The sequence below is a fragment of the Streptomyces sp. NPDC001904 genome (genome assembly GCF_040297005.1).
Taxonomy (GTDB): domain Bacteria; phylum Actinomycetota; class Actinomycetes; order Streptomycetales; family Streptomycetaceae; genus Streptomyces.
The window spans coordinates 265,183-282,168 of sequence record NZ_JBEOYI010000004.1; the positions used below are offsets into that span (position 1 = coordinate 265,183).

Below are 16,986 nucleotides of genomic sequence, written 5' to 3' on the forward strand. Positions count from 1 at the left end.
CCGGGCGATTCGGACGGGCGGACGCCTTCACTCCATGTGTGCGAACGGAAGCTCAGCGTGTAAATGGGTGAGTGTATTCCTCCCGGCGAGCTTATTTCAGGCCCTTGCGGAATATGACCCGGCGATGATCCGGCGCGACTAAGCTCGCCCGCAGCGCGCCGAGTTGAGAGGGATTCGGCCGCTTGTTCCCGTGTGCGCCGATGGTTCGCATTGATCCAGGGAACGACAGGCAGAGAAACGTAACGAACCGTCGCAAATTCCCCCGATACGACCGTTCAGAGGGCATACATGGTGAGTGTTCAATCGCCTCCCGGTGGCCGAGAAGTCCCGTACGCACGCGTGCTGTTACTGCCCGCGATGGTCATGGCCGCCGCCACCGGAGCGGCCGTCGCCCTGGTCGCGGAGCCCGCACGGCTCGCCGTCGCCCTGTGCGGTGCCCTCGGCACGCTCCTGGTGGTGGCCGTCGCGGCGGAGGCCGTGCGCCGGGGCCGCGTCGTCCGGGAGCAGCGCACCCAATACGCCCGTCACGTGGCCGAGTTGGAGAACCGGATCGCCGACCAGGAACACCGCACGATGCGGGTCGCCAAGGAAGTGCTGCCGCACGCCCTGTACCGGCTGCGCACCGGGGACAACCCCGTGGACGCGGTCCGCAACACCTGCGACGCCGAGCCGGCCTTCCGCGACGTCACCCGCGGTGAGCGCGCCCTGATCAGCGACTGCCTCAAGGAGATCGACCGCGAGGCGGCGGCGAACGACGCGGCCCAGCGCGCGTTCGTCTCCATCGCCCGCCGCGTCCAGGCCATCGTGCACAAGCAGGCCCAGGAACTCCGCGAGATGGAGGAGGACCACGGCCGCAACCCCGAGGTCTTCGACGACCTGCTGCGCATCGACCACGGCACGGCCCTGATCGGCCGCCTCGCCGACTCCGTCACCGTCCTCGGCGGCGCCCGCCCCGGCCGCCAGTGGCCCAAGCCGGTCAAGCTCTACAGCGTGCTGCGCGGCGCCATGTCGCGCATCCTGGAGTACCCGCGCATCGACCTGCACGCCATCTGCGACATCGCCATCAAGGGCATCTCCGTCGAGCCGCTGATCCACGCCGTCGCCGAACTGCTCGACAACGCCACCCGCTACTCGCCGCCGCAGACCCGCGTGCACGTCACCGCGGTCGAGGTGCAGACCGGTGTCGCCATCGAGATCGAGGACGGCGGCGTCAGCCTCGGCGAGGAGCAGCGGGCCCGGGTCGAGCGGATGCTGGACCGCGCCCAGGCCGGAGTCGACCTCAACGACCTCGGCGAGAACCCGCGCCTCGGTCTGTCGATCGTCGGCCGGCTCTGCTCCATGTACGACATGCAGATCTCGCTGCGCCAGTCCGCGTACGGCGGCGTGCGCGCCGTGCTCGTCGTCCCGCGCGACATGATGAGCAGCGAGCCCGCGCCCGGCATCGCCCACGGCATCGGTGCCACCGCCGTGCCGCGCGTCGACCACAACGGCGTTCCGATCAAGGAAGAGCCGCGGCTGAAGAAGACCCGCCGCCCCACCACGGGCCCGCGTCCCTCCGCCCCGCTCCTCGCGATGGAGGACGACGTCCCGGTGGTCACCGAATGGCGGGCCAACGGGCTCCCGCAGCGCCGCAGGAAGGTCGACACGAAGGTCATCGAGAACCAGATCATCGTGACCCCGCGCCATCCCGATCTGTCCGCACCACCGCCCGGGACGCAGCACTACGGGGGAGCGCCCGTCCCCACCCCGTCCGTGGAGCCGGAGCACGACAAGCCCGAGCCTGACAAGCCGGAGCAGCCCGAACCCGGCCTGTGGGTCGAGGCGTTCATGAACGGGCTGAAACCGGATGAGGCGGCCGGGGCCGCCGGACCCGGTGAGGCCACGCAGAAGCCGCACGACGACGCGTACAACCAGCAGGTCGACGAGGGAGACCGTCAGTGATCCAGCAACGCGCCAACTTCGACTGGATGCTCAAGGAGCTCGCCGACAGTGTGGCGAACGTGCAGCAGGTGGTCGTGCTGTCCGCCGACGGACTGCGCATCGCCCGCTACGGCGGCGACCCCGACGCCGCCGACCGGATCGCCGCCGCCTGTGCGGGACTTCAGTCCCTCGCCTCCGCGGTCGCCACGGAGATCCCCGAATCCAGCGGCAAGATGAACATGGTCATCATCGAGGTCGACGCCGGCTTCTTCTATCTGATGGCCGCCGGCAAGGGCGCGTACCTCGCCGTCCTCGCCAACCAGTTCGTCGACGCCGGCATGATCAGCCACCAGATGCGCGACCTGGTCATCCGGATCGGCGCGCACCTGACCAGCCCGCCCCGACGCAACGGGCAGACCGTATGACGCCTCCGCCCCAGCCCCCCTACCGGGAGCCACCACCGCCGCGGCGTGAACGGCGCTCGGCCCAGGGGCCCCAGGGTCCGCAGGACCCCAAGGACCTCGAGCGCCTGTACGTCATCACCGGCGGCACCGACGGCGGCGAGCGCGCGCCGCTCGACCTGGTCACCCTGATCGTGGCCCGGACCGAACCGAAGCCGACGGCGCCGCCCGAACAGGCCGCCGTGCTGCGGATGTGCCGGACGCCCCTGTCCACGGCCGAGATCTCGGCCTACCTCAATCTGCCGTTCAGCGTGGTCACCGTGCTGCTCGGCGAACTCCTCGCGGCCGAACAGGTCCAGGCCCGCGAGCCGGTCATCCGGGGCGCCGTCGCGGACCGTTCCCTCCTCGAAGCGGTGATGCATGGACTACAGAAGCTCTGAGAGCACGGCCGCCGTCGAGGCCGCCCGCGGCGGTGTGCACATCGCCGGACCGCGGGCCGAGGACCGGATGCCCGAGACGGTCACCTCGGCCGTCAAGATCGTGATCGTCGGCGGATTCGGCGTGGGCAAGACCACGATGGTCGGCTCGGTCAGCGAGATCCGCCCGCTCACCACCGAAGAGACCATGACGCAGGCGGGCATCGGCGTCGACGACGACTACGGCTCCGACACCAAGACGGCCACCACCGTGGCCATGGACTTCGGCCGGATCGGGATCACCGACGAACTCGTGCTGTACCTGTTCGGCACACCGGGCCAGGAGCGCTTCTGGTTCCTGTGGAACGGGCTGTTCGAGGGCGCGCTCGGGGCGGTCGTCCTGATCGACACCCGCCGGCTGGAGGTCAGCTTCGACGTGATCGGGCGTCTCGAGGAGCGCGGCGTCCCGTTCGTGATCGCCAACAACGCCTTCCCGGACGGCCCGCGCTACCCGGCGGAGGAGCTGCGCAGCGCGCTCGACCTGGACCCGCAGGTACCGATCATCGAGTGCGACGCGCGCCGCCGCGCCTCCAGCCGCGATGTGCTGATGACCCTGATGCGCTATCTGCACGAGATGGCCCTGCACCGCGCCTGACCCCGAACTCCCGCGTCCGACAGACCAGTCCCCCCAATCGACCGGAGCGATTTCCGTGACGCCTCCTCCCCCCGACTCCTCCCTGTCACCCGCCGGGTACGACAACCTCGAAGGCTACGGCGAGGCCCCGCCGCCCGGCTGTCCGGCGCACGCCCTCGGCCCGGACGGACTGCGCCGGCTCTACGGGCCCGAGGCCGACGCCGACATCCCCGCCCTCTACGAGAAGCTGCGCGCCGAACACGGCCCGGTCGCCCCCGTGCTGATCCACGAGGACGTCCGGATGTGGGCCGTGCTCGGCCACACCGAGAACCTGCACATGGTGCGCAGCACGTCCCAGTACACCCGGGACGCCCGCATCTGGACGCAGATGAAGAACGGCACGTTCAAGCCCACGCACCCGCTCGCCCCGGTCGTCAGCTGGCAGCCCATGGCGTCCTTCGTCGAGGGGGCCGAGCACGCCCGGCTGCGCGGCGCGGTCACCGCCGCCATGTCGACCATCGAGCACCGCAGCCTGCGCCGGTCCATCAACAAGGGCACCCAGGAGATCATCAACCGGTTCTCCGAGCGCGGCACCTGCGACATCGTCAGCGAGTTCGCCGAGCACCTGCCGATGAAGGTGATGCTCGACGTGATCGGCGCCCCCGAGGCCTACAGCGAGCGGATCGTGCAGAACGCCCGCGACTTCCTCAAGGGCACCGAGACGGCCATCGCCAGCAACGAGTTCATCATGGGCGTCCTGTTCGACCTCGTGGCGCGCCGCCGGGCCCACCCGGTCGACGGCGACTTCACCAGCGGCCTGATCGGCGACCCGGCCGGGCTCACCGACGAGGAGGTCGCGCATCACCTGCGGCTGGTCCTCATCGCCGGGTACGAGGCCACGGCCAACCTCATCGCGAACGTGCTGCGCGTCGTGCTCACCGACCCGCGCTTCCGCGCCCAGCTCAACGGCGGGCAGATGACCGTGCCCGAGGCGGTCGAGCAGTCGCTGTGGGACGAGCCGCCGTTCAGCGCCATGATCGGCTACTTCGCGAAGGTGGACACCGAGCTGGGCGGGCAGCACATCCGCGCGGGCGACGGCCTGCTCTTCGGGATCCAGCCGGGCAACGTGTGCCCGGTCGTCCGCCCCGACCCGACCGCCCACATGATGGGCAACCGCTCGCACCTCGCGTTCGGCGGCGGGCCGCACGAGTGCCCCGGCCAGGACATCGGCCGCGCCATCGCCGAGATCGGCGTCGACGCGTTCCTGATGCGGTTGCCCGACACCGAACTCTCCGTCGACGAGAGCGAGTTGCGGTGGCGCTCGTCGATCCTGTCCCGGCACCTGGTGGCGCTCCCGGTGACGTTCACGCCCCGGGCGCAGCAGGACGTCAGCGGCAAGCCCAGCATCACCCCGCCGCGCAGGCCCGACTGGCAGGTCTCGTCGGCCCGCGAGCCGGTCGTGCCCCCGCCGCCCGCCGCGCCCGCGGAGCCCGAGCGCCCCGCCGCCCCGGTGCCGCAGGCCGCGCCGGAGCCGCCGGTCGGCGCCTGGCAGCGGTTCCTGCGCTGGTGGCGCGGCTACTGATCGGCAGGTTCGGCGGCCCAGGAGTCGTACGACGTCCAGGCGCGCAGGGTGCGAGCACTGACGAAGCGGTGCTCGTGCCCGGTCACCGGATCCCGGAACTCCAGTGAGCGCGCAAGGAGTTGCAGCGGCCGCCGGAAGTCGCCGGGCGCTACCGGATCGGTGACCTCCGGGTACAGCGGGTCGCCGAGGATCGGCAGGCCCAGGCTGTTCATGTGCACCCGCAGCTGATGGGTGCGCCCGGTGTGCGGCGCCAGCCGGTACAGCCCGAGCGGCCCCGCGCGCCCGTCGAGCCGGACCCCGGTCTCGGCGTTGGGCTCGCCGCCCGGGATCTCCCGGGCGGCGAGCACCCCGCGCTCCTTCTCGATCCGGCTGCGCAGGGTCACGGGCAGCGCTACCGCGGGATCGTACGGGGCCACCGCCTCGTACTCCTTGGTCACGAGCCGGTCCCCGAACAGCGTCTGGTACTTCCCCCGGTCCTGCGGCCGTACGACGAACAGCACGAGTCCCGCCGTCAGCCGGTCGAGCCGGTGCGCGGGACCCAGCGCCGGGATGTCCAGGTCGCGGCGGAGACGGGCGAGCGCGGTCTCGGTGACATGGCTGCCGCGTGGTGTCGTGGCCAGGAAGTGCGGCTTGTCGGCGACGACGATGTGCTCGTCGCGGTACACGATGCCGACGGGGAACGGCACCGGTGTCTCGGGCGCGAGGTCGCGGTGGAACCAGACCTGGCCGCCCGGTTCGTACGCCGCCGTGGCGGTGACGGCGCTGCCGTCCGCCCGCACGATGCGGCCCTCGGCGATCATCGCGTCGATCACGCCGTCACCGGCGCTGAGCCGCTCCACGAGGTGGTCGCGGAGCGTGGCCCAGGCCTCCGCGCCGTCGACCGGCAGCCGTACCCGTACCGGGTCGATGCCGTCGCGCTGGGGGAGCGGGGCCGGTGCGGTGCGGAGTCTTCGGCGCGTCATCAGGGCAAGGGTACGTGGCCCCCGAAGGGCACCGCGTTCACGCTCAAGTCCCTCTCGCACAACCCTTCGTACACCTCAGGTGTCACACAGCCCGGAAAAGCTTCCCCTTCTTCTCGACCTTCTCTATCTCCGGGAGAACCATCGTGCGTGTAGGAACCCTGGGCGCCACGGCCGCCGTCGCGGCCCTCACCGCCGCCGGGCTGACCCTGCCCCTCGCCGGAACCGCGGCCGCCGCGACCCCGGTGCGCGCCGACTTCAACGGGGACGGCCTGACCGACCTCGCCGTGGGCGTGCCGTCCGCGACTGTGAACGGCAAGGCCCAGGCCGGGTACGTGAACGTGGTCTGGGGCGGGGTGAACGGGCTCGGCCCGAGCAGCTCCACCGGCATCATCAGCCAGTCCTACCGCGCCGTGCCCGGCACCCCGGAGGCCGGGGACCACTTCGGTTCCGCGGTGGCGTCCGGCGACCTCGACGGTGACGGCATCGCCGACCTCGTCATCGGCGCGAGCGGCGAGGCCCTCACCGACGCGGGATACGGCCACGAAGGCAGCGTCACCGTGCTGTACGGCTCCCGGCTGGGCTTCGGCAATCACGACAGCGTCGGCTTCACCGCGGCCAGGGGCGAGGGCGAGTTCACCCAGCTCGGCAGCAGCATCTCCGTGGGCGACTACGACCACGACGGTGACCAGGACCTCGCGCTCGGCGCGGCCGAGGAGGAGGGCGGCTCGCTGCGGCTGCGGCCCGGCCCGCTCGCTCCCGGCACGCCCACCACGACCGAGGTCATCGAGGAGTACAGCATGGGCGGCCGCACCCGCGACCTCGCGACCGGCGACTTCGACGGTGACGGCAAGGACGACCTCGCGGTGACGTACAAGGAGTTGGAGGGTTCGGGCACCTTCATCCTGCGCTGGGACGCCGATGGCCGGCCCACCCGGTACTGGAACAGCTGGGACTACGGCCAGTCACTGGCCGCCGCGGACTTCGACCGGGACGGCAAGGACGACCTGGCCATCGGATACGACCAGCCCAACCCCGAGTCCGAGGAGGCCCCGCTCTGCGCCGACGAGCGGACCGGCGGCGCGGTCGCCGTGGTGTACGGCAAGGGGGACGCCTTCGGCTCCGCGTACGACTGCTTCACGCAGGACAGCCCCGGGGTCGCCGGGGCCTCCGAGGCGGGCGACTGGTTCGGCTTCTCGGTCGCCGCGGGCGACCTGAACGACGACGACCTCCCGGAACTCGTGGTCGGCGTGCCCGGTGAGGACGTCGGCACCGTCAAGGACGCGGGCGCGTACGTCGTCCTGGGCGGTACCGCCACCGGCCCGTCCGGCGGTGTCGCGCGCCACCAGGACACCCCCGGCATGCCCGGCACCGCCGAGGCCGGCGACCGGTTCGGCGCCCAGGTGACCACCGGCAGGTACGACCCCGACCAGCTGGGGGACGTCGCCGCGAGCGCCCCCTCGGAGAACGCGGGCGAGGCCCGCTCCGGCGGCGTCTGGTACGCGCAGACCACGACGACCGCCTATCCCGTCGGACGGCCGCTGACGCCGTACGGGCTCGCGCTGTCCACCGGCACGAAGTACGGCGAGGTCCTCGGCCAGTAGGCGCCGGCACACCCTCACGCGTGAAATCGCCCTTCCGGTAAGCAACTTGGAGTGACTGTGCGGAGAAAGACTCTCTCGGCGGCGGCCCTGTGCGCCGCCACCGTCCTCGCCACGCTCGGCACGGCCGGTGGTCCGGCCGCCGCCGCGCCGACTGCGCGCGCGACCGTCGATTTCAACGGCGACGGATACGCGGATGCCGCTGTCGGCGTCCTCGACGGCACCGTGAACGGGCTCAGGAGCGCGGGTTACGTGCATGTCCTGTTCGGTGGTCCGAACGGTCTCGGCTCCCGCGGCGCCCTCAAGCTGAGCCAGGACAGCGCGGGCGTGCCCGGGACTTCGGAGAAGAACGACCGCTTCGGGCTGGCCGTCGCCACTGCCGACTTCGACGGCGACGGTCTGACCGACCTGGCCGTCGGCGCCCCCGGCGAGACGGTGGGCGACGGCTCCGCCGGGACGGGCCAGGGCAGCGTCACCGCCCTGTACGGATCGTCGAACGGCTTCGTAGGCGGCAAGACGGTCGCCCAGGGACAGCGGGGCAGCACCGGCACCGGCGCCACGCTCGCCGTGGGCGACTTCACCCGTGACGGCCGCGCGGACCTGGCGATCGGCCAGTCCAACGGCGAGTCCGGCAAGGTCGCCCTGCGGCCGGGCCCGCTGAGCGAGGACAAGCCGCTGCAGCCGGTCCTCGACAACGGATACGGCGGCACGGCGGGCCAGCTGGCGGCGGGCGACTTCGACGGCGACGGCGCCGACGAGCTGGCGATCTCCGCGTACAACCTGGAGTCCTCCGGCACACGGCTGCTGCGATGGAACGCCACCGACGCGACACTCGACGCCTACTGGTGGTCGGACGCGGCCGGATACTCCCTCGCCGCGGGCGACTTCGACCGGGACGGCGTGGACGACCTGGCGATCGGGCAGTGCCGGATCATCGGCCACGAGACCAGCAAGGACTGCGGCCCGGCCGAACTGGCCAAGGGCGGAAAGGTCCAGGTGGAGTACGGCGGCCGGCCCTTCGGCTACCGCAGCCAGACCATCAACCAGGACACCCCGGGCGTGCCCGGCACCGCGGAGGACGGCGACAACTTCGGGGTCGAGCTCAAGGCCGGACGGTTCAACGGCGACGACGCGGACGACCTGGTGATCGGCGCGCCCGGCGAGGCCATCGGTACCCGGACCCAGGCGGGTTCGGTGACCGTGCTGGTCGCCGGCAGCGGCGGTCTGATCGATGTGTGGGGCCAGACCCGGGGCATCGCGGTCCACCAGAACACGGCGAACGTGCCCGGCTCGGCCGAGGCGAACGACCTGTTCGGCGCGGCGTTCACGATCGGCGACTACGACAAGGACTACTTCCCCGACCTCGCGGTGGGCTCGTACGGCGAGAACGGCGGGACGGCCGAGGGCTCCGGCGGCGTCTGGTACCTGCGCGGCAACGGTTCCTCCGTGCCGACCTGGGCGGGGTCCGTGGCGCTGACACCGTCGAAGCTGAGCCTGACCGGGGCGATCGAGTACGGGCGGGTGCTCGGCCTCTGACCGCGTGCGGAGCGGACCCGTGCGCCCGGCGGGTGCGCCCACGCGCCCGCCGGCGCTTCCGCAGCGGGGCTGACGAGGGCCGCCTGCCGCCGCCACGATGAGGTGCCGCCGGGTCGGCGGCGCACCGACGGGCAGCCGGGGGAACACATGGGACGACGCTGGCTCATCACGGGATGTTCTTCCGGCCTCGGCCGGGCGCTGGCGGTCGCGGCCGCCGCGGCGGGCGACGACCTGGTGGTCACCGCGCGCAAGACCGCCGATCTGGAGGATCTGGCCGCCGCCTGGCCCGGCCGCATCACGCCCGTCGCGCTGGAACTGCGCGACGCCGCCTCCTGCGCGGACGCCGTCCGGCGCGCGGCCGAGCGCCTGGGAGGCATCGACGTCCTGGTCAACAACGCGGGCGGCGGCCTCTTCGGCGCGGTCGAGGAGACCTCCGACACCGAACTGCGCGACCTCCTGGACGTCCTGCTCGTCGGCCCGTGGCGCCTGACGCGGCTCGTCCTGCCCCTGATGCGCGCTCAGGGAGCGGGACACATCCTCAACGTGTCGACCGTGGCCGGGCACATCACGCTGTCCGGCACGGCCGCCTACGCTGCCGGGAAGCAGGCGCTGGAGGCCATGAGCCAGACGCTCGCGGCCGAGACGGCGCCCCACGGCATCCGCGTCACCGTCCTGGAACCCGGCATGTTCGCCACGCGCTACGGCACCGCCATGACCGAGACCCGCGACCACGTTCCGGCCTACGACGAGGCCAACGGGCCCATGCTCGCGGCCTTCCGCGCCCTGACCGACACTCCGCAGGTCGGTGACCCGGACGACTTCGCCGCCCGGGTGCTCGCCGTCGTCGCCGCCGAGGGGCCTCTTCCGCTCAGGATCCCGGTCGGCGACGACGCGTTCGGCTACCGGGAGGCCGCGGCCGAGGACGCCCGGGCGGATCTGGCCGAGGCACGACGGCTCTTCGGCAGCCCGGCCGTACGTGCGACCGAGGGGCCCTAGCTCTCCTGCTCCGCCTCCACCTGCGCGTTCCAGTCGCGCTTCGAGGCCTGCCAGCCGTCCTCGTTGTGGCCGAGCCGCCAGTAGCCGGAGATCGACAGGTCCTCACGGGGGATCTGGCGCTCGATGCGCAGATAGCGGCGCAGCTCCTTCACGAAGCCGGCCTCGCCGTGGACGAAGGCGTGCAGCCGGCCCTCGGGGAAGTCGAGTCCGGTGACCGCCGCGACGAGCGCCTGGCCGACCGGACGGCCCGCCCGGTGCAGCCAGGTGACCTCGACGGGGGTGTCGATCTTCTGCTCCTCCTGGGGGCCCTCGATCTCGATGAAGGCGTGGGCCCGCGTCCCCTCCGGGAGCACCTCCAGCGCGGCGGCGATCGCGGGCAGCGCGCTCTCGTCACCGGCGAGCAGGTGCCAGTCGGCGGCGAGGTCCGGGCGGTAGGCGCCGCCCGGACCCATGAAGTGGATCGTTTCTCCGGGCGCGACCGCCGCCGACCAGGGACCGGCCAGGCCCTCGTCGCCGTGGATCACGAAGTCGACCGTCAGCTCGCGCGCGGCCGGGTCCCAGGCACGCACCGTGTACGTACGCGTCACGGGCCACTGCTCGCGCGGCAGCTCCTCCCGGATCCGCTCCACGTCGAAAGGCTCCTCGTACGCGACGCCGGGCGGCGTGAACAGCAGCTTCACATAGTGGTCGGTGTACTCCAGCTCGGCGGGGAAGTCCGCGAGGCCGTCCCCGCCGAGCACCACCCGCTGCATGTGAGGCGTCAGGCGCTCGGTGCGCACGACCTGTGCGGAGCGGGCCTTGCGGGGCTTGCGCGCTGCGGGACGCTCGGCCATGTGCGGTCTCCCTTGATCCACTGCTACTTAGGTATGCCTAAGCTAGCACCTCACCCCGAGAGTGTGGCGAGGAGTCGCTGCAAAGAACCCCCCAAGCCCCAGCGGGCCCCCAACTGCTCGACGGCGGCCGCGTCGTGGGGCGTCCGGGGCAGGGCGGTGTCCACGTCGGGCAGCGGGACGTCGCCAGCGACCTGCACGACCTTCGGCGCCACCGCCAGGTACGGGCGCGACTCGTCGAGCCGCTTGCGCTGGGTCGGCGTCAGCTTGGCCTTCGGGTCGTCGACCGCGGCCATGATCCCGGCCAGGTCCCCGAACTGCGCGAGCAGCTTCGCGGCCGTCTTCTCGCCGATCCCGGGGACGCCCGGCAGGCCGTCGCTGGGGTCGCCGCGCAGCAGCGCCATGTCCGCGTAGCCGGAGCCGTCCACCCCGTACTTCTCACGCAGCAGGTCCTCGTCGGTGATCTGCAGCGTGCCGACGCCCTTGACCGGGTAGAGCACGCGCCGCTCCCGCTTGTCATCGACGAGCTGGAAGAGGTCGCGGTCGCCGGTGACGATGTCCACCGGGCCGTCCGCCCGGCCGGTGAAGGTGCCGATCACGTCGTCCGCCTCGTACCCGGCGACACCGACCCGTGCGATGCCCACGGCGTCGAGCACGGCCTCGATGATCGGGACCTGCGGCGACAGCGTGTCGGGCACCTCCTCCTCGTCGGGGGTGCCGGAAGGTGTCTCCTCGGCGACGCGGTGCGCCTTGTACGAGGGGATCAGGTCGACGCGCCACTGGGGGCGCCAGTCCGCGTCCATGCAGGCCACCAGGTGCGTGGGGTGGTGGTCGTGGACGAGGCGCGTGATGAATTCGAGCAGTCCGCGCACCGCGTTCACCGGAGTGCCGTCCGGGGCCTTCACGGAGTCGGGCACACCGAAGTAGGCCCGGAAGTACAGGGACGCGGTGTCGAGCAGCATCAGACGCTGCTGCGCGGAGGGGGCTGCGGGTCCTTGGGTCACCTTGCGCATCATGCCGTACACCACCGACAGCGGCCGGACGGGCGGTGAACGGAATGTGAACTGGATCACTCATGTGTTTGGTCCGCATAAGCCCGGGCAGGCGCCGAGCCGGAGCGCATCCGGTCCCGTATTCAACTAGTGAACGGTGGGGACGGTCGACCGGACGGGCAGAACCCGTACCGCTCCACGGCCTGCCGGCGGGGGAGGCGGGCCGTCCTGCTCCAACCCGAGAGGTGTATGTGTCCAGGCTTGAAGCCGAAGACCTGTACAAGGTGTTCGGAAGACGACCCGCTGAGGCGGTGGAGAAACTCCGCCGCGGAGCCGACCGTGAGGAGCTGCGCGCCGACGGCACCACAGCCGCCGTCATCGAAGCGTCCTTCACCGTCGAGCCGGGCCAGATCTTTGTCGTCATGGGTCTGTCCGGATCAGGCAAGTCCACGCTGCTGCGCATGCTCAACGGACTCCTGGAGCCCACGGCGGGGCACGTCCGCTTCGACGGCCAGGACCTGACGCAGCTGTCCGCGCGCGACCTGCGCGAGGTGCGCTCCAAGAAGATCAGCATGGTCTTCCAGCACTTCGCGCTCTTCCCGCACCGCTCCGTCCTGGAGAACGCGGCCTACGGGCTCGAGGTGCAGGGCGTGCCGCGCGCCGAGCGCGAGAAGCGTGCCCACGAGGCGCTGGAGCTGGCCGGTCTGAAGGGGTGGGAGAAGTCCTTCCCCGACGAGCTGTCCGGCGGCATGCAGCAGCGTGTGGGCCTGGCCCGCGCGCTCGCCACCGACGCCGACATGCTCCTGATGGACGAGTCGTTCAGCGCGCTCGACCCGCTGATCCGGCGCGACATGCAGGACCAGCTGCTCGAACTGCAGAAAACCCTGAAGAAGACCATCGTCTTCATCACCCACGACCTGAACGAGGCCATGCGACTGGGCGACCGCATCGCCGTCATGCGCGACGGCCGCATCGTCCAGATCGGCTCCGCCGAGGACATCCTCGTCACGCCGGCCAACGACTACGTCGCGTCCTTCACCCAGGACGTCGACCGCTCCCGCGTGCTGAGCGCGGGCGCGATCATGGCCGCCCCCGACCAGGGGTACAAGGCGGCCGAGGCCCCGGCGACGGTCACCGAGGACACCCCGATCATCGAGCTGTTCACGCCCTGCTCGACCAGCGAGATACCCGTGGCCGTGACCGACGACGCGGGCAAGCTGCTCGGCGTCGTCCCGCGGCAGCGGCTGCTCGCCGTGCTCGGCGAGCCGATGAAGACCGTAGAGGCACCGGAGGCCTCGCAGGCCCCGCAGGACTCGGAGGGCGACGGCCCGGTGGAGAAGGTGAACGCCGGTGCCTAGGATCCCCTTCGGCGACTGGGTCAACAGCCTGGTCGACTGGCTGCTCAACCACGTCGCGTGGCTCTTCGACTTCCTCAAGGCCGTCTTCGACGGCGTCTACAACGGCATCACCGACGTGCTGCAGGCTCCCGAGCCGCTGCTGCTCGCGGGAATCTTCGCCGTCATAGCCTTCTGGCTGCGCGGCACGCTCGCCGGCGTGCTGACCTTCGTCGGATTCGCGTTCATCGACAACCTCGAGTTGTGGGACCACGCGATGATGACGCTGTCGCTGGTCCTCGTGTCGACGCTGATCGCGCTCGTCATCGGAGTGCCGCTCGGCATCTGGGCGGCACGGTCCGACCGGGTCAGCGGATTCTTCCGGCCGGTGCTCGACCTGATGCAGACGCTGCCGGCGATGGTCTATCTGATCCCGGCCATCCTGTTCTTCGGTTCGGGCGCCCCGGCCGGCATCGTCGCGACGCTGATCTTCGCGGTCCCGCCGGGCGTGCGCATGACCGAGCTGGGCATCCGGCAGGTCGACGGCGAACTGGTCGAGGCGGCCTCCGCGTTCGGCACGACGCCGCGCAACACCCTGCTGCGCGTGCAGCTGCCGCTGGCCCTCCCGACGATCATGGCCGGTGTCAACCAGGTCATCATGCTGGGCCTGTCCATGGCCGCCATCGCGGGCATGGTCGGCGCCGACGGCCTCGGCGGTGACGTCAACGAGGCGATCGGCCAGCTCAACGTGGGCCTGGGCGCCGAGTCCGGTGTCTCCATCGTCATCCTGGCGATCTACCTGGACCGCATGACCAGCGCGCTCGGCCAGCAGGTCTCCCCGCTCGGCCGTCGCGCCCTCGCCAAGCTCCGCTCCACGCAGGGACTGAACATCTGGTCCTACCGTCCGCGTCCCGCCGTCGCAGTGGTCGGTGTCGTCGTCCTCGCGCTCGTCGCGGGCGGCATGGGCCTGTTCGGCAACTCCTCGTCGGGCACCGCGGTCGCGGACTCCACGAACGTGGGCAAGGGCAAGAAGATCACCATCGGCTACATCCCCTGGGACGAGGGCGTCGCCTCCACCTTCCTGTGGAAGGAGATGCTGGAGCAGCGCGGCTTCGACGTCGAGGTCAAGCAGTTCGACGCCGGCCCGCTCTACACGTCGCTGGCGCAGGGCAGCGTCGACTTCGAGACGGACTCCTGGCTGCCGACCACGCACGCCCAGTACTGGAAGAAGTACGGCAAGCAGCTCGAGGACCTCGGTTCCTGGTACGGCCCCACCTCTCTGGAGCTGGCGGTGCCCGCGTACATGAAGGGCATCGACTCCATGGAGGACCTGAAGGGCCAGGCCTCCAAGTTCGACGGCAAGATCACCGGCATCGAGTCCAGCGCCGGCGAGATGGCCCTGCTCAAGAGCAAGGTCCTCAAGGCGTACGGCCTCGACAAGGATTACAAGGTCGTCGACAGCTCCACTCCGGCGATGCTGGCGCAGCTCAAGCGCGCCTACGCCAAGAAGGACCCGATCGTCACCACGCTCTGGTCGCCGCACTGGGCGTACAACGACTACAAGCTCAAGAAGCTCAAGGATCCGAAGGGCGCCTGGGGCAAGGGCGACGGAGTGCACTCGCTGGCCCGCAAGGGCTTCGGAACCGAGTTCCCCGAGGTCGACAAGTGGCTCAAGGACTTCAAGATGAGCGAGAAGCAGCTCACGAGTCTTGAGGCCGAGATCAACGAGGCCGGCAAGGGCGACCAGCAGGACGCCGTCAAGGCGTGGCTGAAGAAGAACCCGGGCGTCGTCGACAAGTGGGCGCCGGTGAAGAAGACGGCCGCCGAGGCCGAGCGTGCCGTGAACGTCGCGTGGTTCCCGTGGGACGAGGACGTCGCGGTCACCTACCTGTGGAAGAACGTCCTGGAGAAGCGCGGCTACAAGCTGAATCTCAAGCAGATGGACGTGGGCCCGGTCTACACCGGCCTCGCCAGCGGTGACCTGGACGTCAATTTCGACGCCTGGCTGCCGTACGCGCAGAAGAACTACTGGGACAAGAGCAAGGACAAGCTCAACGATCTGGGCAGTTGGTACAGCCCGACCTCGCTGGAGCTCGCGGTGCCCTCCTACGTGAAGGGCGTCAAGTCCCTCGCGGACCTCAAGGGCAAGAGCAAGACCTTCGACGGGAAGATCATCGGCATCGAGCCGGGCACCGGCGAGATGAGCCTCCTGAAGAAGGACGTGCTGCCCGGCTACGGCCTGGACAAGGAGTACAAGGTCGTCGACGGCTCCACGCCGGCGATGCTCGCCGAGCTCAAGCGGGCCTATGCGAAGAAGGAGCCGGTCGCGGTCGTGCTCTGGTCGCCGCACTGGGCGTACAGCCAGTACAAGCTGACCAAGCTCGCCGACCCGAAGAAGAAGTTCGGTGAGGGCAACACGATCCGCACCATCTCCAGCAAGGACTTCCCGAAGCAGTACCCGCAGCTCACGAAGTGGTTCAAGAACTTCAAGATGAGCGAGGACGAGCTCGGCACGCTGGAGGCCGAGATCAAGAAGCAGGGTCAGGGCCACGAGGAGGCGGCCGTCACCGCGTGGCTCACGGCGCACAAGGACGTCGAGCAGCGGATGACCTCCGGGTGACCGACGACTGACCCTGACGCGTGACACGCGGGGTGGGCTCCCCACAGCCGAGTCTGTGAGGGAACCCACCCCGCTGCCCGTTCCGCGGACCGGGCCCCTGTTCGTACGCTCGATCCGAAGTGACCGCCGCCCGGCTCAGCGCCTTCGTCGCCGCCGCGCTCGCCGTCGTCCTGCTGCTGACGCAGCTGCCCGGGGCCAGCGCCCAACCGGCCTCGGCGGCCACTGCCCGTTTTGTCGCGCTTGCCGCGGACGTCACCGCGGCGGACGGCCATCGCTACGGCCTCACCGACGACACCGGCGCCACCATGGACGCCGCCCAGATCGTGCAGGCCGGCAGCGGAACGTACCTGGCCGTCTACCACACGATGAGCGCCGACGGCCGCTTCCACTCGGCCGTCGCCACCTCCGCCGACCTGCTGCACTGGCAGCGCCGGCACGACTTCGGCGCCGGCTCCAGCCAGCCCGCGCTCGCCGCCGACGGCCGCGGCGGCTACGTCCTCGCGTACGAGAAGGACCCCCGCAACCACATCGCCGTACGCGCCTACGACGATCTGGACGCACTCCTCACCGGCCGCGCCGCCCACCGCTTCGACGCGCCCCGCACCCTCTCCGCCTGCGCCGAGGGCACCCCGGCGATCACCGCCGTGCACGGCGACACCGTCGAGCTGACCGGCCACTACCGCGCCGGCTGCGACACCGACCGCCAGCTCACCGCCACCCTGAAGCACTTCACCACCTGGAGCGCCGCCCCCGACCACCGCCTCGACCGGGCCGTGGAGCGGTACGGCACCAGCGGGAACATAGGGGACCGCGACCGGGTCGGCCTCGCCGGAGAGCCGATGGTGCTCATCGAGGGGCAGCGGTGGCGCGACGACTTCGGCAGCTGGTCGGCGTACGCCTACGATCCCGCGTCCGGCCGAGCCGACCGGGTCCCGCTGCGCACCCGCGGAGGCTCCACCTCCTTCGCCAATCCGTCCGCCACCCGGATCACGGACCCTGGCGGTCACCGGGCGCTCCTGGTAAGCCTGTTCATCCCGGCGGAGGGGGCCGCGCCGGGGGAGGCGGGACAGCTCGTCTACTGGCGCGAGCTTTAGCACACGGCCGGATCCGGGACCACGGCTTGCGCCGCTCGCATGAAACGGTGCGACGAACATGCGTAGGGTGC

The 16,986-nt window shown here is 70.9% G+C and carries 14 protein-coding genes; 11 read left to right on the forward strand and 3 right to left on the reverse strand.

What is annotated here, in order from left to right:
• The first annotated feature begins 288 nt into the window (after positions 1-288).
• Genes ABT127_RS08280 through ABT127_RS08300 form a run of 5 tightly spaced genes read left to right on the forward strand, consistent with a single transcriptional unit; the run spans position 289 to position 4,953 of the window.
• The gene (locus tag ABT127_RS08280; RefSeq protein WP_351445876.1) at positions 289-1,941 is read left to right on the forward strand and encodes a sensor histidine kinase; all 1,653 of its coding nucleotides are present in this window, start codon (positions 289-291) and stop codon (positions 1,939-1,941) included.
• On the forward strand, positions 1,938-2,345 hold the full coding sequence (locus ABT127_RS08285; protein WP_351445878.1) for a roadblock/LC7 domain-containing protein: 408 nt from the start codon (positions 1,938-1,940) through the stop codon (positions 2,343-2,345). The genes ABT127_RS08280 and ABT127_RS08285 overlap by 4 nt, the downstream gene beginning before the upstream one ends.
• Positions 2,342-2,761: a DUF742 domain-containing protein gene (locus ABT127_RS08290; RefSeq protein WP_351445880.1), complete on the forward strand. Its 420-nt coding sequence runs from the start codon at positions 2,342-2,344 to the stop codon at positions 2,759-2,761. Before ABT127_RS08285 ends, ABT127_RS08290 begins: the two co-directional genes overlap by 4 nt.
• Positions 2,742-3,392 (forward strand): GTP-binding protein, encoded by a 651-nt coding sequence (locus tag ABT127_RS08295; protein WP_502971657.1) that lies wholly within the window; start codon positions 2,742-2,744, stop codon positions 3,390-3,392. Before ABT127_RS08290 ends, ABT127_RS08295 begins: the two co-directional genes overlap by 20 nt.
• Positions 3,393-3,447: 55 nt before the next feature.
• On the forward strand, positions 3,448-4,953 hold the full coding sequence (locus ABT127_RS08300) for a cytochrome P450 (protein ID WP_502971658.1): 1,506 nt from the start codon (positions 3,448-3,450) through the stop codon (positions 4,951-4,953).
• Here the strand turns inward: ABT127_RS08300 and ABT127_RS08305 are convergent.
• Positions 4,947-5,915 carry a pseudouridine synthase gene (locus tag ABT127_RS08305; protein ID WP_351445882.1) on the reverse strand — a complete coding sequence of 323 codons (969 nt, stop codon included), beginning with the start codon at positions 5,913-5,915 and terminating at the stop codon, positions 4,947-4,949. The two genes, ABT127_RS08300 and ABT127_RS08305, sit on opposite strands and share 7 nt — an antisense overlap.
• Before the next feature lie 143 nt (positions 5,916-6,058).
• Here ABT127_RS08305 and ABT127_RS08310 point away from each other — a divergent pair, with 143 nt between their 5' ends.
• From ABT127_RS08310 to ABT127_RS08320, 3 genes are all read left to right on the forward strand, one after another.
• On the forward strand, positions 6,059-7,516 hold the full coding sequence (locus tag ABT127_RS08310) for an FG-GAP-like repeat-containing protein (protein WP_351445884.1): 1,458 nt from the start codon (positions 6,059-6,061) through the stop codon (positions 7,514-7,516).
• A gap of 57 nt (positions 7,517-7,573) precedes the next feature.
• A complete protein-coding gene (locus ABT127_RS08315; RefSeq protein WP_351445886.1) occupies positions 7,574-9,049 on the forward strand; it encodes an integrin-like protein in 1,476 nt (491 codons plus the stop codon).
• A 147-nt stretch (positions 9,050-9,196) separates the two neighbouring features.
• The gene (locus ABT127_RS08320; protein WP_351445888.1) at positions 9,197-10,045 is read left to right on the forward strand and encodes an SDR family NAD(P)-dependent oxidoreductase; all 849 of its coding nucleotides are present in this window, start codon (positions 9,197-9,199) and stop codon (positions 10,043-10,045) included.
• Here the strand turns inward: ABT127_RS08320 and ABT127_RS08325 are convergent.
• Together ABT127_RS08325 and ABT127_RS08330 are read right to left on the reverse strand one after the other, a co-directional pair.
• On the reverse strand, positions 10,042-10,878 hold the full coding sequence (locus tag ABT127_RS08325) for a siderophore-interacting protein (protein WP_351445890.1): 837 nt from the start codon (positions 10,876-10,878) through the stop codon (positions 10,042-10,044). The two genes, ABT127_RS08320 and ABT127_RS08325, sit on opposite strands and share 4 nt — an antisense overlap.
• Before the next feature lie 50 nt (positions 10,879-10,928).
• A complete protein-coding gene (locus ABT127_RS08330; protein ID WP_351446240.1) occupies positions 10,929-11,888 on the reverse strand; it encodes a 5'-3' exonuclease in 960 nt (319 codons plus the stop codon).
• 230 nt (positions 11,889-12,118) lie between these two features.
• Here ABT127_RS08330 and ABT127_RS08335 point away from each other — a divergent pair, with 230 nt between their 5' ends.
• The 3 genes from ABT127_RS08335 (at position 12,119) to ABT127_RS08345 (ending at position 16,915) form a co-directional block, all read left to right on the forward strand.
• A complete protein-coding gene (locus ABT127_RS08335) occupies positions 12,119-13,225 on the forward strand; it encodes a quaternary amine ABC transporter ATP-binding protein (RefSeq protein ID WP_351445892.1) in 1,107 nt (368 codons plus the stop codon).
• Positions 13,218-15,821 (forward strand): ABC transporter permease/substrate binding protein, encoded by a 2,604-nt coding sequence (locus ABT127_RS08340; RefSeq protein WP_351445894.1) that lies wholly within the window; start codon positions 13,218-13,220, stop codon positions 15,819-15,821. Before ABT127_RS08335 ends, ABT127_RS08340 begins: the two co-directional genes overlap by 8 nt.
• A 119-nt stretch (positions 15,822-15,940) precedes the next feature.
• Positions 15,941-16,915, forward strand: a complete 975-nt coding sequence (locus tag ABT127_RS08345) for a hypothetical protein (RefSeq protein WP_351445896.1) — start codon at positions 15,941-15,943, stop codon at positions 16,913-16,915.
• The last annotated feature ends 71 nt before the right edge of the window (positions 16,916-16,986 follow it).

What these genes read in the sequence shown, in the direction of transcription:
- ABT127_RS08305 (WP_351445882.1), bottom strand. Translation starts at nt 5,915, where the DNA reads ATGACGCGCCGAAGACTCCGCACCGCACCGGCCCCGCTCCCCCAGCGC.
- ABT127_RS08325 (WP_351445890.1), bottom strand. Translation starts at nt 10,878, where the DNA reads ATGGCCGAGCGTCCCGCAGCGCGCAAGCCCCGCAAGGCCCGCTCCGCA.
- ABT127_RS08290 (WP_351445880.1), top strand. Translation starts at nt 2,342, where the DNA reads ATGACGCCTCCGCCCCAGCCCCCCTACCGGGAGCCACCACCGCCGCGG.
- ABT127_RS08295 (WP_502971657.1), top strand. Translation starts at nt 2,742, where the DNA reads ATGGACTACAGAAGCTCTGAGAGCACGGCCGCCGTCGAGGCCGCCCGC.
- ABT127_RS08330 (WP_351446240.1), bottom strand. Translation starts at nt 11,888, where the DNA reads ATGCGCAAGGTGACCCAAGGACCCGCAGCCCCCTCCGCGCAGCAGCGT.
- ABT127_RS08320 (WP_351445888.1), top strand. Translation starts at nt 9,197, where the DNA reads ATGGGACGACGCTGGCTCATCACGGGATGTTCTTCCGGCCTCGGCCGG.
- ABT127_RS08280 (WP_351445876.1), top strand. Translation starts at nt 289, where the DNA reads ATGGTGAGTGTTCAATCGCCTCCCGGTGGCCGAGAAGTCCCGTACGCA.